General features: G+C 49.5%; 31 protein-coding genes, 1 tRNA gene and 2 pseudogenes. 33 read left to right on the top strand and 1 reads right to left on the bottom strand.

The genetic code is table 11. The features are described from left to right. Nucleotides 1-149 precede the first annotated feature (149 nt). From HUF13_RS10535 to HUF13_RS17360, 27 genes and pseudogenes are all read left to right on the top strand, one after another. Nucleotides 150-347, top strand: coding sequence for a hypothetical protein (locus tag HUF13_RS10535; protein WP_173475092.1), 198 nt, complete (start codon nt 150-152; stop codon nt 345-347). A gap of 42 nt (nt 348-389) precedes the next feature. After that, nucleotides 390-854 carry a hypothetical protein gene (locus tag HUF13_RS10530; RefSeq protein ID WP_173475091.1) on the top strand — a complete coding sequence of 155 codons (465 nt, stop codon included), beginning with the start codon at nt 390-392 and terminating at the stop codon, nt 852-854. Between the two features lie 127 nt (nt 855-981). Then, nucleotides 982-1,809 (top strand): site-specific DNA-methyltransferase, encoded by an 828-nt coding sequence (locus HUF13_RS10525; protein WP_173475090.1) that lies wholly within the window; start codon nt 982-984, stop codon nt 1,807-1,809. After that, nucleotides 1,806-2,090, top strand: a complete 285-nt coding sequence (locus HUF13_RS10520; RefSeq protein WP_173475089.1) for a hypothetical protein — start codon at nt 1,806-1,808, stop codon at nt 2,088-2,090. The genes HUF13_RS10525 and HUF13_RS10520 overlap by 4 nt, the downstream gene beginning before the upstream one ends. Next, nucleotides 2,090-2,371, top strand: coding sequence for a hypothetical protein (locus HUF13_RS10515; protein WP_173475088.1), 282 nt, complete (start codon nt 2,090-2,092; stop codon nt 2,369-2,371). Before HUF13_RS10520 ends, HUF13_RS10515 begins: the two co-directional genes overlap by 1 nt. Next, nucleotides 2,372-2,764, top strand: coding sequence for a hypothetical protein (locus HUF13_RS10510; protein ID WP_173475087.1), 393 nt, complete (start codon nt 2,372-2,374; stop codon nt 2,762-2,764). Nucleotides 2,765-2,922: 158 nt separating this feature from the next. Next, a complete protein-coding gene (locus tag HUF13_RS10505) occupies nt 2,923-3,165 on the top strand; it encodes a hypothetical protein (RefSeq protein WP_173475086.1) in 243 nt (80 codons plus the stop codon). Nucleotides 3,166-3,184: 19 nt separating this feature from the next. Continuing rightward, nucleotides 3,185-3,451, top strand: coding sequence for a hypothetical protein (locus HUF13_RS10500; RefSeq protein ID WP_173475085.1), 267 nt, complete (start codon nt 3,185-3,187; stop codon nt 3,449-3,451). Nucleotide 3,452: 1 nt separating this feature from the next. Then, nucleotides 3,453-3,659, top strand: coding sequence for a hypothetical protein (locus HUF13_RS10495; RefSeq protein ID WP_173475084.1), 207 nt, complete (start codon nt 3,453-3,455; stop codon nt 3,657-3,659). Between the two features lie 9 nt (nt 3,660-3,668). Further along, complete coding sequence (locus HUF13_RS17370; RefSeq protein ID WP_304039087.1) at nt 3,669-3,791, top strand: hypothetical protein; 123 nt, start codon at nt 3,669-3,671, stop codon at nt 3,789-3,791. Between the two features lie 23 nt (nt 3,792-3,814). Beyond that, nucleotides 3,815-4,732 (top strand): phage recombination protein Bet, encoded by a 918-nt coding sequence (gene bet / locus HUF13_RS10490; protein WP_173475083.1) that lies wholly within the window; start codon nt 3,815-3,817, stop codon nt 4,730-4,732. A gap of 109 nt (nt 4,733-4,841) precedes the next feature. Beyond that, on the top strand, nt 4,842-5,900 hold the full coding sequence (locus HUF13_RS10485) for a hypothetical protein (RefSeq protein ID WP_173475082.1): 1,059 nt from the start codon (nt 4,842-4,844) through the stop codon (nt 5,898-5,900). Nucleotides 5,901-5,907: 7 nt separating this feature from the next. After that, nucleotides 5,908-6,099, top strand: a complete 192-nt coding sequence (locus tag HUF13_RS10480) for a hypothetical protein (protein WP_173475081.1) — start codon at nt 5,908-5,910, stop codon at nt 6,097-6,099. A 28-nt stretch (nt 6,100-6,127) separates the two neighbouring features. After that, entirely contained in the window at nt 6,128-6,826 is a 699-nt protein-coding gene (locus HUF13_RS10475) for an HNH endonuclease (protein WP_173475080.1), read from the top strand. 21 nt (nt 6,827-6,847) lie between these two features. Next, entirely contained in the window at nt 6,848-7,300 is a 453-nt protein-coding gene (locus tag HUF13_RS10470; protein WP_173475079.1) for a single-stranded DNA-binding protein, read from the top strand. Nucleotides 7,301-7,324: 24 nt separating this feature from the next. Next, nucleotides 7,325-7,903 carry a DUF2829 domain-containing protein gene (locus HUF13_RS17365; protein WP_304039085.1) on the top strand — a complete coding sequence of 193 codons (579 nt, stop codon included), beginning with the start codon at nt 7,325-7,327 and terminating at the stop codon, nt 7,901-7,903. A 224-nt stretch (nt 7,904-8,127) separates the two neighbouring features. Beyond that, nucleotides 8,128-8,197, top strand: a tRNA-Ile gene (locus HUF13_RS10455). A gap of 275 nt (nt 8,198-8,472) precedes the next feature. Then, nucleotides 8,473-8,853, top strand: coding sequence for a hypothetical protein (locus tag HUF13_RS10450; protein WP_173475078.1), 381 nt, complete (start codon nt 8,473-8,475; stop codon nt 8,851-8,853). A 211-nt stretch (nt 8,854-9,064) separates the two neighbouring features. Beyond that, on the top strand, nt 9,065-9,550 hold the full coding sequence (locus HUF13_RS10445) for a hypothetical protein (protein ID WP_173475077.1): 486 nt from the start codon (nt 9,065-9,067) through the stop codon (nt 9,548-9,550). After that, complete coding sequence (locus HUF13_RS10440; RefSeq protein ID WP_173475076.1) at nt 9,547-9,894, top strand: hypothetical protein; 348 nt, start codon at nt 9,547-9,549, stop codon at nt 9,892-9,894. Before HUF13_RS10445 ends, HUF13_RS10440 begins: the two co-directional genes overlap by 4 nt. Nucleotides 9,895-10,039: 145 nt before the next feature. Next, entirely contained in the window at nt 10,040-10,426 is a 387-nt protein-coding gene (locus tag HUF13_RS10435) for a hypothetical protein (RefSeq protein WP_173475075.1), read from the top strand. A gap of 125 nt (nt 10,427-10,551) precedes the next feature. Next, the gene (locus HUF13_RS10430; RefSeq protein WP_173475074.1) at nt 10,552-10,764 is read left to right on the top strand and encodes a hypothetical protein; all 213 of its coding nucleotides are present in this window, start codon (nt 10,552-10,554) and stop codon (nt 10,762-10,764) included. Continuing rightward, nucleotides 10,764-11,135: a hypothetical protein gene (locus HUF13_RS10425; RefSeq protein ID WP_173475073.1), complete on the top strand. Its 372-nt coding sequence runs from the start codon at nt 10,764-10,766 to the stop codon at nt 11,133-11,135. The genes HUF13_RS10430 and HUF13_RS10425 overlap by 1 nt, the downstream gene beginning before the upstream one ends. After that, complete coding sequence (locus tag HUF13_RS10420) at nt 11,132-11,428, top strand: hypothetical protein (RefSeq protein WP_173475072.1); 297 nt, start codon at nt 11,132-11,134, stop codon at nt 11,426-11,428. The genes HUF13_RS10425 and HUF13_RS10420 overlap by 4 nt, the downstream gene beginning before the upstream one ends. A 154-nt stretch (nt 11,429-11,582) precedes the next feature. Beyond that, entirely contained in the window at nt 11,583-12,062 is a 480-nt protein-coding gene (locus tag HUF13_RS10415) for a hypothetical protein (RefSeq protein WP_173475071.1), read from the top strand. A gap of 9 nt (nt 12,063-12,071) precedes the next feature. Beyond that, the gene (locus HUF13_RS10410; protein WP_173475070.1) at nt 12,072-12,254 is read left to right on the top strand and encodes a hypothetical protein; all 183 of its coding nucleotides are present in this window, start codon (nt 12,072-12,074) and stop codon (nt 12,252-12,254) included. A gap of 10 nt (nt 12,255-12,264) precedes the next feature. Next, a pseudogene (locus HUF13_RS17360) lies at nt 12,265-12,702 on the top strand (hypothetical protein); the annotation flags it as partial. A gap of 3 nt (nt 12,703-12,705) precedes the next feature. Here the strand turns inward: HUF13_RS17360 and HUF13_RS17590 are convergent. Continuing rightward, nucleotides 12,706-12,753 (bottom strand): annotated as a pseudogene (locus HUF13_RS17590) (hypothetical protein); the annotation flags it as partial. A 554-nt stretch (nt 12,754-13,307) separates the two neighbouring features. On the opposite strand from HUF13_RS17590, the gene HUF13_RS10395 reads away from it, so the two are divergent. From HUF13_RS10395 to HUF13_RS10370, 6 genes are read left to right on the top strand one after another with little or no spacing between them, the layout of a single operon-like run. After that, nucleotides 13,308-13,895 carry a hypothetical protein gene (locus tag HUF13_RS10395; RefSeq protein ID WP_173475067.1) on the top strand — a complete coding sequence of 196 codons (588 nt, stop codon included), beginning with the start codon at nt 13,308-13,310 and terminating at the stop codon, nt 13,893-13,895. Between the two features lie 60 nt (nt 13,896-13,955). Then, entirely contained in the window at nt 13,956-14,096 is a 141-nt protein-coding gene (locus HUF13_RS10390; RefSeq protein ID WP_173475066.1) for a hypothetical protein, read from the top strand. After that, a complete protein-coding gene (locus HUF13_RS10385; protein ID WP_173475065.1) occupies nt 14,089-14,262 on the top strand; it encodes a hypothetical protein in 174 nt (57 codons plus the stop codon). The genes HUF13_RS10390 and HUF13_RS10385 overlap by 8 nt, the downstream gene beginning before the upstream one ends. Further along, entirely contained in the window at nt 14,259-14,408 is a 150-nt protein-coding gene (locus HUF13_RS10380; RefSeq protein WP_173475064.1) for a hypothetical protein, read from the top strand. Before HUF13_RS10385 ends, HUF13_RS10380 begins: the two co-directional genes overlap by 4 nt. A gap of 3 nt (nt 14,409-14,411) precedes the next feature. Beyond that, on the top strand, nt 14,412-14,585 hold the full coding sequence (locus tag HUF13_RS10375) for a hypothetical protein (RefSeq protein ID WP_173475063.1): 174 nt from the start codon (nt 14,412-14,414) through the stop codon (nt 14,583-14,585). Continuing rightward, nucleotides 14,582-14,725: a hypothetical protein gene (locus tag HUF13_RS10370; protein WP_173475062.1), complete on the top strand. Its 144-nt coding sequence runs from the start codon at nt 14,582-14,584 to the stop codon at nt 14,723-14,725. The genes HUF13_RS10375 and HUF13_RS10370 overlap by 4 nt, the downstream gene beginning before the upstream one ends. Nucleotides 14,726-14,821: the final 96 nt, after the last annotated feature.

The following is a 14,821-nucleotide window of genomic DNA, read 5'->3' as shown; positions in this document are numbered from 1 at the left end:
CTCACGAATGCGCCCGTGCGCCACGATGCCGAAGGAAGAGGACACTAGCAAGAGGGCGAAGAAGATCGGCTCCGAACGCTACGAAAAAAAACGAAAAGCGCAAGGAATCGCGCAAGAAATGGCAGCAGAGCGAGGCCGGCAAGAAGTCCATGCACGACCGCGGAGAACGCTACAGGCACACCGAGAAGGGCGTGAAGAACTCGCGCAAGAAGGCGATGACTTACTATTACGCGCACAAGAACGACCCGGATTTCAAGGCGAAGAGGGCCGCAAGGCAACGCAAGTACAGGGCCGAGGCCAAGGCCAGAAAGAACTTGCTCATGTCGGACGGGAATCTTGCCGCATAAATAGTAAAAAAAACGTATAAACTCAAAACAGGAGAAACGACAATGGAACAACACGTATTCGACGATTGCATCGGCAACCCGCCATTCGAGGAAGCCTTAAAAATATTAGGTGATGTGGGGGGGGGCTGTGAACTCACAGAAGGACAGGCTAAATTCTTTGACATGAAGCGAAAACTTGTCGATACGCTCCAGGAAGGCGCCACGGACAACGAGAAAAAGCTTGTCGGCATCGCGAAGCTGTTTATCAACTATTCCGAAAACATGCAAAGGAAATTGAACTGCATGAAGCATAAGCTTGAATCGTCTGTTAATGAGAAGGACGGAACAAGAGCCAAGTCCAATGACGAGAAGTTCAAGATGTGGAACTGTCTCGTATCTTGCTACTGCGCCATAAACAGGCATTTCGGCGACAAGATACGCGAAAACGTCGAGCACAACCTGCGCACGCAGAAGGAAGGACAGCTAAGGAAGGCTATGGCCGAAGTAGAGCGGCTGTCTAAACTTTAGAAAAAAAAGATTTAGGCCGATGGGCGTATAACAGATGATCCATTTTTACCTCGTTTTTACCGCGCCCGGAGGCCACCCAATTTAAACATATTGTTAGCATCAACAAAATGATAACGGAGAAATGAAAATGGACAACGAATGGCATAAATACGATATGCACCTTTATCGGGACTCATTCCAGAACTACAAGGTGTACCAAATACCGAAGGCGCAGCTCATCATCGCTGACGTGCCATACAACCTCGGCACGAACGCATACGGTTCTAATCCGTCATGGTACGTGGATGGAGACAACAAGAACGGTGAAAGCGAAAAGGCTGGCAAAAAGTTTTTCAACTCCGAAAACGAATTTAGACCGGCAGAATTTATGCACTTTTGCAGCAAGATGCTTGTCAAGGAGCCGAAAGAAAAAGGGAAGGCTCCCTGCATGATTCTGTTCTGCGAGTTCGAGCAACAATTCAAGTTCATCGAACTTGGCAAAAAATACGGGCTCCCCAACTACATCAATCTTGTGTTCCGCAAGGACTTTTCCGCGCAGGTGCTCAAGGCGAACATGAAGGTGGTCGGAAATTGTGAATATGGGATTATTTTTTACCGCGACAAGTTGCCGAAATTCAACAACAACGGAAAGATGATTTTCAACTGCATGGACTGGAAACGCGATACAGAAACGCCGAAAATCCACCCTACACAAAAGCCAGTCCAGCTCCTTGAGAAGTTAATAAGCATCTTTACTGACGAAGGCGAAACCGTCATCGACCCCTGCTGCGGAAGCGGTAGCACGTTGCTTGCGGCACAGAAAATGAGCCGTAAATCGTTCGGGTTCGAGGTTGACCGCAACTTTTTTAACGCGGCAAAGGACAAGGTTCTAGCGAGTTTTGAGCCCGATATGTTCCAAATGCTCAAGTACGAGAACTCAATCATGAATCCGCCGTTCAAAGGTGGTAACAAATGAGCGAACTGAAAGCGTACAGACCGAGAGAACTTGTAATGCAGGGAAGGCACAACGAGCTAATATACCTCAAGTCTGAAGCTGACAAGTTTATTGCTGACTTGGAGGAGTCCCACAAGATGGAAGTTGAGCAACTCTTAATGGAGATTGCGGGACTTAAAAAATTAGTAGAGACTGCCGACAAACTACTAAAACCAAAAGGCGGCTTTACAATCAAGAATGTAACTTTCGGTGGTGTCGAGCTTGAAGGGATAAAAACGCATAAAAATGAGGAGGCAAAGTAATGGCTATAGATTGCGAGTATTTTCCACCCAGCCACGACGACGAGATGTCGCGCCTGAAAGCACGTATCGCGGAGCTGAAAGAAGAACTCCGCTGGAGAAAGTTCAGCGAGGAAAAACCGAAAGAAAAGCAATGGATTCTTGTATTTGTCGAAAATCCATCTAGATACGGGACATACATTGAATTGCGTCGCTGGGATACAACCTGCAAATTTGATGTCGAGAACCAAGAACTTTATACAAAATGGATGCCGCTGCCGTTGTCTCCAAAGGAGAAAGCATGATTGAACCTGGAAAACTCAACGGCTACCTCGTATCCATCAAGGAAGAACTACGGAAAGCCGAAGCCGGACACGCGTCCGCAAGCCGAAATCGACGAGGAGAACCGCAAGGCGAAAATCCAACGGCTCTCCAGCCTCGAACGGAAGGAGTTCCTCGGTAACGTGAAGAGCATCGCAGGCAATGACGGTTTCAAGACGAAGTGGGAAAAGATTCTCTCGCAGTTTATCTTGAACAACATCGCGCCGATGAACGAAGAAATAAACCTGTTACGCAACTTCGCGCAAGGCGTGAGCCAGCGACTAGAAAAGGCCGAACGATCTGCGCGTGAGCAGGACAACCACCACTACTACAAGATTTTCGCCGACGGCGTGAAATCGCTGCTGGAGGCGCTTTAGCGAATCGGATTTTTCAAAAAAAAGCCAAAATAGCGTCAGCAATGGCGCTATTTTCGTGTTAACAAACATTTTACAATAAAAATCAAGTTTTTTATAAAAAATATCTTGACAACATGGGAAAATTAAGGTATATTTACACATGTAAACAAGAGGAAAAAATGGCAAAAGAACATAAAAAGATGGTGACTTGGATTGACTACGAGCACGATCCTAACAGAATCCCCACGCCTAACACGACGGTTCTAATGATTGTCGATTACGATGTCTGCATCGGGTATTACGATGTAAAGCTCGGCTTCCAGGTGCTCCCGCTCGAATATAGGCTTTCAAACCATTTCAACGCAAAAAGCGTGACCCCGACATTCTGGGCTTACTTGCCAAAGCACCCGTTCGAAGTTTAATCAAAAAAGGAAGAAAAAAATGGCTACAGAAACTACTACACTCAAGAGCGTGGCGATAACGGCGAAGGCTTACGAAATCGCCACCGCCGAATCGAAACGCCGCAAGGATAGCGGAATCCCCGCTTCCCTTACCAACGTAATCAGCGAGGCCGTTGTGCGCTCTTTCTCGCGTGAAAGCGACCTCCAGACCATCGCAAAGGCCGAGGAGCTCGGCTTCAAGGTGGACTCCACCGCCACCATCGGCGAAACTTTGCGCGACGCGAAAAACTTTATCGAAGGGGCATAAAATGTCATTTTCCGACAACATTATACGTTCCAAGGATGGAAATTGGCAGATCGTTATAGACGAAGATGCAGAAGGCGCCCACATCCGATGCACAGGCAATGTCCCGAAGTCCGTCAAGGATGCCGTCGAACAGCGCGAAAGTAACGGCAAGTGCAACGGTGCCAAGGAGCTCCGATTCTTCGCCCGCCTGCTTGTAATCAACGCATAGGAGCCGACGATGGATAACGATGATGTAAAGCATATCGCCGGATTTGTCGGCCTAATAGCTGTCGGAATGGGCTGCATGTACCTCTTTGTCAAGCTCATGTCCATTGCGGCATATCTTGACAACAACCTTTAACAAACTATTACGGAGAAAGTAAAATGGCAAACGAAATCGTAGCTACAAGCGAAGAAAACAAGGTGACGCAGGACTTGCTCCTCGATTACCTCAAGACCATGAACAAGGGCTTGAACGAACAGCAGACGAAGCAGTTCCTCGCGGTCGCCGGGACATTCGGGCTAAACCCCTGGAAGCGCGAAGTGTACGCAGTGACCTACAAGAATAAGGACGGCAGCACTGACATGAGCATCGTCACAGGTTATGAGACTTACATCAAGCGTGCCGAGCTCAACCCGAACTATGACGGATTTGAAATCGAATTTAAGGGAGATTTCAAGCGCGGAAAGGTCACGAAGTCCGGGAAAAACGGATCATGGCAGGTTGACGCGCTCGTCCCTGACGGAACCGTAAGTTGCGTCTGCACCGTCTACCGTAAGGACCGCACCCACCCTACCCGCGAGGAAGTTTTCTTCGACGAATACGACCAAGGAAATTCCATGTGGCAGAGCAAGCCGCGCACGATGCTCAAGAAGGTGGCTATCGTGAGCGCGTTCCGCAAGGCTTTCCCGTTTGACTTCGGCGGCATGCCGTACACTAACGACGAACTCCCGGACCACATGACCGGAGCCGACAAGCTCGAACAGCAAGGCCTCACCGAAGTTCCGCAGGATGCGCAGCCGCAAGCGCCAGCAAAGCCGAAGGACGCAAAGAAGGAAATCGACGAAGAAACGAAGAAGTTCATGGAAGGGATGAAAGGTCTCTGGACTCAGTCGCCCGAAATCTACCAAAACACAATGAAGGAATTAGGCTTCAAGTCCGCGAACAACGTACCGCCGGAACGCCGCGGAGAGGTGTTTAACACGATCGTGGCGAACATCTCGAAGGCGCAGCAGCACCAGAGCGCCCCTACCGCGATGGAACAGCAGGACAACGGCGTAGTGGACAACAGCCTATTCTAAAAGGACCTAAATCGACAGAAGGTAGAACGTGGTTGTGGGTGACTTGGCAAGCTCCAAAGATTAGGATAGAACCCTCAAATTTTTTTACAACATAACGGAGAAACGAAAAATGGCACAAACCACAGAAGCGGAAGTTATCAACACGAACGCAATCGAAATCAAGGATACGGGCAAATCCTTCGAAATCGTAAAGAAACCGGAACAAAATAACCTTGAAGCAATTTTCCTAGACAAGCAAAACTTTGTCCCGATGCTTCAGCAGGTCAAGAAGATTGCACGCGGGCTTGTAGCAGACCCCACGACCGATGAAGGCGCAAAGCAGCGCAAGGCATTGAGCCGCAAGATTGGCAGCCTCAAGACCGCCATCGAAGACGAAGGCAAGAAGGTTGCTGCTGCACTCAAGGCGAAGCCGAAACTCATCGACGCCACACGCAAGGAGGTGCGCGACACGCTCGAAATGTTGCAGGATGAAGTGATGAAGCCCGTGAAGGAAATCGAGGACCGCAAGAACGAAATCATCGAAATCTCGAACCTTCCGGCAAGCGCCATCGGTTGCGACAGCTACGGAGTCCAGGATGTCATCAACGTGCTAGAAGGACACGCGCACGACGAGGCGTACTGGAAGGAAAGCTACGCCGAAGCGGTCGCAGCCCTAAACGAGTCGCGCCGCCAGCTCAACGCCATGCTCGAAACACAGCTCAAGCAGGAAGAACAGCAGCGCGAATACGAGCGCCTGAAAGCCGAGGAGGAAAAACGCAACCGCCAACTTGCGGAAGAAGCGGCCAAGGCGAAGGCTGAAGCCGAAGAAGCCAAGCGCAAGGCCGAGGAAGCCGAACGCGCGAAGGCAAAGGCCGAAGCCGACGCAAGGGCGGCAGCCGAAGCGGAAGCGAGAGCCAAGGCCGATGCCGAACGAGCAAAGAAGCAGGCAGAAGCCGCAAGGGCAAACGCCACCGTCACCGTGCAGGGTGACGCACAGAAGGCTATCAAGGACGCGGAAAAGACAAAGTCCGAGATGCTTTTCCCGGAAGACCAACAGACCTACAAGCGCACTTGCAACCGCGAAGCGCTGGAGGACCTCAAGGCTTGCGGAATCGACGAGGAAAAGGCGAAGGCAATCATTACGGCCATCGTCAAGGGCAAGGTACGCCACATCGTCATGATGTACTAGAGGACGAATGAAGAAACTCAAGTACCCGTCAACCGCGATGGTGCGCGAGAAGCTAGGTGCAGGAAGCAAGATAGCGAAGCGCATCTACGCGCTTGAGAAGTGGGCCGTATCCCACGGATACGACGGGTACGCCCCAATACAGCGCAGGACGAAAAAGGACAAGCTGCAACAGGTGAGCATGGCTTTCTATGGCGACTAGATACTTTACAGACGCGGACATCGACGAGATGGTGTTTCTCGCGAAGAAGTACGGAAGCTACAGACGCGCCGCGAAAGAGTTCGGCTGTTCGTACCAGGCAGTAATAGACCATTGCCACGAGCGTGGATTCCACATCGCAGGACCGCACGAACGATGCAAGGCGAAAAAGCACAAGATAGTCAACGGCTACGTGTTCTACTGGTGCAAGAAAGGCTACTACAGGGGCAACGTTGGAAACGAGCGTCTGATGCTGTCAGAATACTGCTACCGTCTAAAGTTCGGTCAGTCAAAACCGCACGGGCTGAATATCTGGTTCATTGACGGCGACCGCGAAAACTACAACCTCGACAACCTCGAATACGTCACCGTGTCAGAATTCATGAAGCGCAGAAACTCGGACCCGGCAATACTCGCAATGAACCGCAAGATATTAGAGGACGGACGGAACAAGAACATAGCGATGGAAAAGCAGAAACCGTGGCTTGCAAAGCGCAGAGGACAGAGGACGTGGAGAACAAGGAGGATCAACGACCCGGACAACATCAGCGCAATGAATGGTGCACAGACAAGGCGAAGGAATGCGGAAGAACGCGGATTCTTCTACACACCGGAGCAAATCGAACGCCTTAGCGCCGCACACAAGGGAATCACGAAGGCAGTAAGGCTACAGCGCAAGCGCGAAGCGGAAAAGGCAGCGGTACGCGCAAAAATGGGAATGAATTTTTAACGAAAAAAGGAATAAAACAACATGGCTTATTTGAACAAAGTTCAATTGATCGGCAATCTCGGCAAGGACCCGGAAATCCGAGTCAACCAGCAAACAGAACGCAAGGTAGTGTCCTTCTCCCTCGCCACCTCGCGCCGCTATCGCGACAACAACGGCGAACAGAAGGAAGACACCCAATGGCACAACATCGTAGGCTGGGGCAAGGTTGCGGAAGTCGTTGAACAGCTCGGCATCCACAAGGGCATGAGCCTCTACGTGGAAGGACGCCTCACCAACCGTAGCTGGACAGACCAGACTAGCGGTCAAAAGCGATATGTCACAGAAATCAACATGGATACCTTCCAGCTTCTCACTCCGCGCGGAACGCAGAACGGAAGTGGATACGGCGCACAAGGACAAGGCCAGCAGCGCCAAGCGTACCAGCAGCAAGAGGCGCAAGGTTACGGTGACGAGGACGTGGATTTACCATTTTAGACAAACTAATAAAAGGAATACAAAATGAAAGCAACAAAGAAACCTGTTACCATCGAATGCTTCAAGTACGATGGCGACCTCATGAACAGCAATGGCGAATACTACGTTCCCGACTGGGCTGCGAAAGCCTACGAAGATGGCACTATCTTATTCAAAGACCAAGGCGAGATGTACATCAAGACGCTGGAAGGCGACCACCACGCGAGCGTAGGCGATTACATCATCCGTGGCGTGAACGGCGAACTTTATCCGTGCAAGCCGGACATCTTTGAAAAAACCTACGACATTGACGAAAAAACAGATTCCGTCATGGAAGCACCCGAAACCACGCACGGCTTTGATTGGGCGATTCAACAGATCAAGGCAGGACGCAAGGTTCAGCGCAAGGGCTGGAACGGCAAGGGTATGTTCATTACGCTTCAGCAAGGTTCTACCGTTGATGGCGAACTTATGCGTAACGCTCCGGCAAAGGAATTTTACACTGGCAAAAAGTGCAACATTGCCCCTCACATTGACATGAAGGCAGCGGACGACACCTATGTTGTCGGGTGGCTTGCAAGCCAAACCGACATGCTGGCTGATGACTGGCAGATTGCCGAATAAACAAAAGTTTTCTCCGTGCGAGCCCAACTTTAGCCCACGGAGAAGCCGAAGGCGTGACGAGTAACCAAATCAAAGGACAATATCAACCAATAACACGGATGATCGTTGCTCCTGCGACGTAGGAAGCTCTCCATTATTGATGCCACGCCCGAAGCACCCCACGCACGGGGAAAAATGTGAATTTCAATAATTCCCGTAATTTGCTGAACCCGTGCGTGGACAACGCTGTCATAGCTCAATGGTAGAGCACCGACGTAATAAGCCGGAGATGTGGTTCGAGTCCATACGGCAGCTTAAAAAGAGGAGAGCTTTGTTTTTCGGTTGACTTCACTCCTTTCAAAGAGACATCAACCGACCGCTATAAGTAGTTGCTTGTTTCAGTAATGTACCAGTGGGGCATATACCCGCAAGGGTTGGACTCCGAGGCGAAGCGCGGTGAACAAGACGGGAAAGATTCCACGCCAGGCAAAGAGTGGCGACGCAGGGTCCGATATACCTGACGGGACTTAACTACCGAGAAATAGTTGGAGGCTAACGATAGTGGCCAATATCTAGCATCCTTGACGCTGTTGGAAAAGAAGGCGTCTTCGGAATACGGCGTCAAGGATGCACACCTTGTTGAGGGAAAAATGCCAAAAGGATTACGACTTTCATTTAACGGAATTACGTGCACAGTAAGAGAAATCAAGATTATTGCACACTCCCTTGGCTACGACACCAGCCCCGTATTTGGAGGATGGGGAAAAAATGGAGGCTACCGAAACTTCTTTGGGACCACAGTAAACGAAAGAGATAATGCCGCATGCGAATCCCTAGTGAATAAAGGGATGATGACATCGGAACCCGCCGGGAAATGGAGTGTATGCGAAACGGTGTACCATGTGACAAAGGCTGGTATAAAATGGTTTAATCTTTTTCGAAGGAACCACCCACACGCAGATTTTAAATAAAAAAAACGATTGACGGACAGGAAAGCGCCACGAAAGTGAATTCATCCGACCCCGTCAATCACCCTTTAATCCCGATGGCGGCACGACACAAAATCACATTTCATTTATCCCTTCTAAACGCCGCCGGAGGGAAAAGTTTGCACGGAACGATTATCTAACGAATTCAATTCCCGCGTTAGATGATTCTCCAAGAGGGTATTACACACAAGCCGTGCAAAACTGGTTTGTCCGTTCCAGCGATAAAGACGGACAAAGTTTGAACAACGGAGAAATCATGACCGACCAGCTCTCACTACTCCCGATGCTTGACGATGCGGAGCACCCGACGTGGCTGCTTAACGGAAAGCTCGGAATACAGAACGATTGCGGCGTGTATGTCGAGAACGTTTTCCGATTCCGCGAAGGCAAGCTATCGGGCGTGAATGTCGAGGTGAAAATTGTCGCTGAAGGCGACTTCGTTCTTTTCGAGTTCGATTACTCCACAGGCACATACGGATGCGGACACCCGCTGTGCAGACCGTGCCACGAATGCCACCGCAACAATTCCGCGGCATTTCTCGCGGAGATGGTTTTCGACACGTTCAAGAACTCGGTCGTACCGTATGACGGGAACTTGACGAACTACCCGAAGGAAACGAAGGAACTTTTGAAGCTCTGCAAGAGGGCATGCGACAGAATCGCAAAGGAGATAATATGAAGTGCGATGAACTGAAAGATTACGATTACGACCCCGATTTCCCATTCCAAAGCGGAGGACGATTCTACGATGCTGACGAAGCGGACGCAGCCATCGCGGAACTCAAGGCTGAAATCACTCGCAAAGAGGGTGTGGGAAAGAGGTGGTTTGAACAGTGCATGGAAGCGAGAGCCGAAAACGTCAGGACTAAACGTGCTCTTTATAAGGCGTGCGCTAATTGGGCCGATGTTGTGGCGTTTGAGAAGACCGAAGGAATCGGTTACGACAACAGCGTGGCGGAAAGGTGGCGTAAGATGGAAAGTAAGTGCATCAAGAAGGCGAAGGAGTACAAATTAACGAAATGACGATTGAACATATCGAGAAACGATTTAAACAAGCTACCTGTAGCCATTCCGCATATAAGATGCTGCCAATTTGGGGAGGTCTTTTCGGAATCTGCTGGGAGTGCACTCAATGCGGAACGATTAAACAAGAATTGGAGGGGCGCAAATGAGCGAAATGAAAGCGGTACACGCTTTTGACGTGTACGAAGAGTACATCAAGACGGGCGACGATGATGCAGCCCAAGTTTACATCAAGTCCGAAGCCGACAAGGTAATTGCGGAGTTGAAAGAAAAGCAAAAGAACGAGGTTAAAGAGTTACTTTGTCTAATTCGTGACAAAGAAAACAATTTTAATCGTGCATTTGATAGTGAAGAAAAAGAAATCCGTCATCAGAAGAAAAAGCGGTGCTTGCGTAATGCCGAGGGTTGTCTGAATAAGGCTTGGTATTACGTTGAGGTACATGACCGCAACGCTTCAAATAGGATGTGGAAGTGGCGCCAGCGTTGGATCGCCATTGCCGAGAAATTCAAAACAAACTCAACCGCCCAATAGGGCAAAGGATAATAAATGAGCGAAAAGGTAATAAATATTCATAAGTATGAAGATGGTGGTGAAGAATGGGTAACGCATAATGCGACTTATTGGATGCCGCTGCCGTCGGCTCCGAAGGAGGGAAAATGATAGAAAGATGCTTAATTCTTAATGGTAACGGTACTAAAAATATTGTACCTGTAGAACGAATCGCCTTGGTTTCGTTTAAAGAAACCGGAAAAACCTTTGAAGCCACCTTCTACATCGATAACGCTATAACCGTCACTCTCGGTGGATTGACAATGGAAGAAAAAGACAAAATCATCGACGTCATGCAATACAAAGTTAAGGAGAGATAATGAAGACGCTCACTTTGTCGCTGAAGAAGCAGTGGTTCGACATGATAAAAGATGGAGTCAAGAAGGAGGAGTATAGGGAAATCAAGCCTCACTACATCCGTCAATTTATCAAGTTTGAGACTCTAAAAAACGATTTGATTAGAGACTATAACTTTCATATAGATTTTGATGAAGGCGAAATTAACGGCATGGAAAGCGAGCTTTTAAATCTAAAGTATGACGTGCTTGAATTTTCTCTAGCATACCCGAGCAGAGCGGAAAAAGACAAGTGGCTTACATTCAAGAATCCACGCATTCGCATCGGCATGGGCAAGACCGAATGGGGAGCCGAGCCGGGAAAGATGTACTTTGTGATTAGCTGGGAGGAATGATGTTTTACATTGGATTTTTTGTCGGATGGGTTATCGGTATTTTCTCTGCCACGATGCTCATTTACCTTGTCCGACGTGAAACGGAATCGGTCGCTGACGGAGAAAGGGTGTGCGGCAAGGAAAATCCCGTAAGATGGGCCGACACGTTCTACGTCGAGGTTGCGACAGGCAAATACCATTTTGCGAGCGACCTCATAAAAGAATACGGACGGCAAACGCTAGGTAAGCTCGTTGCCGAAGGTAAGTTCGTCAACGAGGGCCATTGGGGAAAAATGCAGGAGGAAAAGAAATGAATTACCGCGATGTGGCCTGTCCGAATTGCGGGACTGTTTACGGAGTTGGAGACAGCGACGTGCCGCACAGCGTAGAGGACATCCACCGCATCTGCGACACCTGCATGATGCCGATCGAAGTCAAGAACCCATGGAACGATAAGGTAGAAGACAAATGATGAACATCCGCATTATCGGACGCAACGAACCCACCGAAGGCATCGTCTCGCGTCTTTTCAACGCCGCCAACAAGGGCTTTTTCGAAGGCAAGTACATCACGCCTTACCTTGAATCGTGCAGATGGTACATCGAGCGTATCGACGCTCAAGTAGTGATGACACGCGACGTGGGCTACCACACAAGCGGATGGTGGAAAAACCCCGATTACGAACGCTGCTACCACTTGTCCATCGACTATCCGGGAGGAATGAACCTCAAGAAAACCGAATGGCTACTGAACGCCCTTTTCGGTTCTAACCGAAAGCTGATGTGGTGCGAACCGCCGTACTCCGAGCACGGTAAAAGGATTGGCGTGTACCACTACCGCCTTTTCTGCGACGAGGCGTGGAAGCCTATAATGCCGCGCGGTGAAGTGTACAGCACGCAATTCACCGAGAGAGGCTGGAAGTCATTCTCCGATTTACACAAACTATAAGGAGCTAATATGGATAAACGCACGTTCAAAATTTGCGAGGCCGTGCATCTCGGACTAGACTACTACTACATGGCGAAAAACGACCGCCGGACGCTCACAAATGAAGATTACGAGCTGGCGAAGCGCATACTGCCTACACTCCCGGAAGGGTGGTACAGGGAACGACACGAATGGGACGCTGCAAAATGGTGAGGGTGTAGGCATGGCAAACAAACGATTGCCATCCGTTACGGAGGCACGGCGAGAAATTCCGCGCATGTTGCAGACGATACGTGACCGCGACTACTATTCCGTTGTCCGCGACTTCTTCGAGCTTTCAGCCATTTCTGTACGCAACACGTTCGACTTCACGAATCGCGATGAGTTCGAAAAGCGGTACATGAACGTTGCGAAGCAATACTCCAGGGACCAGCTCGAAACGTTCGCGTCATGTCTCGGCCTGTTCATGGGCGAGATTGAGGCGGCAAAGAACGGCTCCGGCGAGTTCCGCGACTTTGCCGGAGAAATCTACATGGACTCCGGCACAAGCAACGGCAAGGCCGGGCAGTTCTTTACGCCTTACCACGTAAGCCATCTAATGAGCGAATGCACGCTAGACAAGGACGAAGTTCTTGGGCGCTTCGAGAACGACCCGGACCACGTTCTTTCGCTTTACGAGCCTACATGCGGTGCAGGCGGCCTTATCTCGCAAGCATCGACGTGCTCAACGGGTACGGCGTTAATTACGCGTGGAACGTCTTTGTGGACTGCGGCGACATAGACCCGAGATGCGTACACATGACCTACCTCACGCTATCGCTTCTCGGCGTTCCTGCTGTAGTCAGGCTCGGCGACGCTCTAGCGATGGAGTATCGCGAGGCGTGGTTCACGCCAGCCTACCTGATTGCATGGCCCCACTTCAAGAGGCGCATAGGACAAGGCAAATATCCACATAGTGCCACTGTTCAGAAGGATCCAGGATTGCCCGGAACCGAGCCTAAAGAGGCGCCTGCCGTTGCGCCTACAGAAGCGCCACGAATCGCCAAAATAACGCCTGAAAACGCGCTAAAATGCGACGAAAACGGGCAAATATCGCTATTTTAGGCCGTTTTTTGAAAATTTTTTGCAAAAAAGCCCTTTTTTCGGGCTTTTTTTGTCTTTCTTGAATGTAAGTAAAAAATAAGCAAAAATGTTGGCTTCACCCCTTGTTTTTAGTTCGAAAATTATATAAATTATAGACGTAAACAATAAACAAGAGGTAACAAAATGACTATCAACGAAATCATGCAGAATTGCAAAGGCGACTTCACCGTTATGGAAGTTTACGAACTCAAGGACGGGAAAGTCTCTTATCACACCGACCATATTCAAGAACTCCCCGATGATGAATACAGTCTTTCTGACGAAGCCGTTGATTATGAGATTATGGATAAGGATGATTACGATTCGAATATCACTGTTAATTCCAGCGTTTCGTTCGACGATGTACATGAGGACGGTGACCGCGTCCTTGTAATCCTTGTACAGCCCGCGCGTGAACTCACCTACATACACGTAGGTGCACCAGCGCCCAATTACGCAATAAACTCGGTTTCTCGAATTTTCAATGCCATATCTTACAAGGCTTCCAGCCTCGGCTACGAACTAAAGGAAGAACAGAATCGTGACCTTACGGGCGACATTATCCTCACGCCGAATTTCGGCGAAGCAGAAGCCGAAGAAATCCTCAAGGAAGCAGCAGATTACATGACCATTGAAGAAGATTATACTGGAGTTGAAGTCAATAGCGATACACTCCGTTACGATGCTGCTATCGCCAAAATCGAAAAGACGGAGCTCACTCGCAACTACTAGACTACACCGAACACCGGGGGCGTTCCCCGGCAGACCTTTAAATTTCTAAAGAGTTTATCTATGAAAGAAAAGAAGCATCCCGTATGCAGCGAATGCCCAGTTCATCATCTTTGCGGTACAAATTGGAGAGATGAATTTGGACGAATCGACTGCAAGGCACGTGTAGAAAAATTCAAAAAAAAAGGAGGCCTAAATGGCTAGAAAAAAAAGAGAAAATCTCATTAAAGTATGCTTATACATCGACATGGAAGATGTCAAGTCGGCAAAGGTTGCCGCAATAAAGAAGGGTATCGACCCGGATATAGCCGGAAATTCCAGCGCACTTATACGCCATCTTGTAAGCGAGTTCTTGAGGAGCGCAGAATGACGGGCGACATCTTCATCGTGTGCATGGGCGTTGTGTGCTACCTTATCGGCTTCTTCTTCGGCAAGGTATTCGGCGCAAGGAACCGTAATGGCGACAGCCCGGAAAAGTGCGAGACACTAGAGGACATCTTGAACAGGGAGGGATAAACGATGGCATCTACGAACGACATGCCGAGGGCAGCAAACAGCCTGTACAAGCACGGCTTCGACGATTCCGACGACTTGACGCCGGAGCAGCGCGAACGCGTGAACAAGGGCTTGAGTCCATACAGGCGAGACACGAAGATAAGCGAATACAAATACAGCAAGGGGAGGTTCGTATGAACCTAGACCCGCGCGTTTTTCCTACGATTTTGATGCTTCTCGACTTTATCGCCGCCATCCCTTACGCCGTGCAAGGGGATGTTCGCCATGCCGTGTACTGGGTGGCTGCTGGAGTCTTGACTTTAACCGTTACGTGGTGACTTATGGCGAAGATAACTCTAGGTTTACCATACAAGGGATCTAAGGCCGCGATAGCGGAGGACATCGTTAAGAAGCTACCTCCAGGCGGTCGCATA

It is taken from the genome of Fibrobacter succinogenes, from assembly GCF_902779965.1.
Classification (GTDB): Bacteria; Fibrobacterota; Fibrobacteria; order Fibrobacterales; family Fibrobacteraceae; genus Fibrobacter; species Fibrobacter succinogenes_F.
The sequence above is the reverse complement of the archived record's forward strand: the minus strand, read 5'-3'. Positions and strand labels throughout refer to the sequence as shown.

Bases quoted from the DNA above. Each gene is read 5' to 3' on its own strand.
- HUF13_RS17365 (WP_304039085.1), top strand. From the start codon at position 7,325: ATGAAAGCAACAAAGAAACCTGTTACCATCGAATGCTTCAAGTACGAT.
- HUF13_RS10395 (WP_173475067.1), top strand. From the start codon at position 13,308: ATGACTATCAACGAAATCATGCAGAATTGCAAAGGCGACTTCACCGTT.
- HUF13_RS10410 (WP_173475070.1), top strand. From the start codon at position 12,072: ATGGATAAACGCACGTTCAAAATTTGCGAGGCCGTGCATCTCGGACTA.
- HUF13_RS10520 (WP_173475089.1), top strand. From the start codon at position 1,806: ATGAGCGAACTGAAAGCGTACAGACCGAGAGAACTTGTAATGCAGGGA.
- HUF13_RS10425 (WP_173475073.1), top strand. From the start codon at position 10,764: ATGAAGACGCTCACTTTGTCGCTGAAGAAGCAGTGGTTCGACATGATA.
- HUF13_RS10435 (WP_173475075.1), top strand. From the start codon at position 10,040: ATGAGCGAAATGAAAGCGGTACACGCTTTTGACGTGTACGAAGAGTAC.
- HUF13_RS10440 (WP_173475076.1), top strand. From the start codon at position 9,547: ATGAAGTGCGATGAACTGAAAGATTACGATTACGACCCCGATTTCCCA.
- HUF13_RS10515 (WP_173475088.1), top strand. From the start codon at position 2,090: ATGGCTATAGATTGCGAGTATTTTCCACCCAGCCACGACGACGAGATG.
- HUF13_RS10390 (WP_173475066.1), top strand. From the start codon at position 13,956: ATGAAAGAAAAGAAGCATCCCGTATGCAGCGAATGCCCAGTTCATCAT.
- HUF13_RS10420 (WP_173475072.1), top strand. From the start codon at position 11,132: ATGATGTTTTACATTGGATTTTTTGTCGGATGGGTTATCGGTATTTTC.
- HUF13_RS10535 (WP_173475092.1), top strand. From the start codon at position 150: ATGCACGACCGCGGAGAACGCTACAGGCACACCGAGAAGGGCGTGAAG.
- HUF13_RS10505 (WP_173475086.1), top strand. From the start codon at position 2,923: ATGGCAAAAGAACATAAAAAGATGGTGACTTGGATTGACTACGAGCAC.
- HUF13_RS10530 (WP_173475091.1), top strand. From the start codon at position 390: ATGGAACAACACGTATTCGACGATTGCATCGGCAACCCGCCATTCGAG.
- bet (WP_173475083.1), top strand. From the start codon at position 3,815: ATGGCAAACGAAATCGTAGCTACAAGCGAAGAAAACAAGGTGACGCAG.
- HUF13_RS10480 (WP_173475081.1), top strand. From the start codon at position 5,908: ATGAAGAAACTCAAGTACCCGTCAACCGCGATGGTGCGCGAGAAGCTA.
- HUF13_RS10385 (WP_173475065.1), top strand. From the start codon at position 14,089: ATGGCTAGAAAAAAAAGAGAAAATCTCATTAAAGTATGCTTATACATC.
- HUF13_RS10500 (WP_173475085.1), top strand. From the start codon at position 3,185: ATGGCTACAGAAACTACTACACTCAAGAGCGTGGCGATAACGGCGAAG.
- HUF13_RS10370 (WP_173475062.1), top strand. From the start codon at position 14,582: ATGAACCTAGACCCGCGCGTTTTTCCTACGATTTTGATGCTTCTCGAC.
- HUF13_RS10495 (WP_173475084.1), top strand. From the start codon at position 3,453: ATGTCATTTTCCGACAACATTATACGTTCCAAGGATGGAAATTGGCAG.
- HUF13_RS10485 (WP_173475082.1), top strand. From the start codon at position 4,842: ATGGCACAAACCACAGAAGCGGAAGTTATCAACACGAACGCAATCGAA.
- HUF13_RS17370 (WP_304039087.1), top strand. From the start codon at position 3,669: ATGGATAACGATGATGTAAAGCATATCGCCGGATTTGTCGGCCTAATA.
- HUF13_RS10470 (WP_173475079.1), top strand. From the start codon at position 6,848: ATGGCTTATTTGAACAAAGTTCAATTGATCGGCAATCTCGGCAAGGAC.
- HUF13_RS10375 (WP_173475063.1), top strand. From the start codon at position 14,412: ATGGCATCTACGAACGACATGCCGAGGGCAGCAAACAGCCTGTACAAG.
- HUF13_RS10415 (WP_173475071.1), top strand. From the start codon at position 11,583: ATGATGAACATCCGCATTATCGGACGCAACGAACCCACCGAAGGCATC.
- HUF13_RS10525 (WP_173475090.1), top strand. From the start codon at position 982: ATGGACAACGAATGGCATAAATACGATATGCACCTTTATCGGGACTCA.
- HUF13_RS10430 (WP_173475074.1), top strand. From the start codon at position 10,552: ATGATAGAAAGATGCTTAATTCTTAATGGTAACGGTACTAAAAATATT.
- HUF13_RS10475 (WP_173475080.1), top strand. From the start codon at position 6,128: ATGGTGTTTCTCGCGAAGAAGTACGGAAGCTACAGACGCGCCGCGAAA.
- HUF13_RS10380 (WP_173475064.1), top strand. From the start codon at position 14,259: ATGACGGGCGACATCTTCATCGTGTGCATGGGCGTTGTGTGCTACCTT.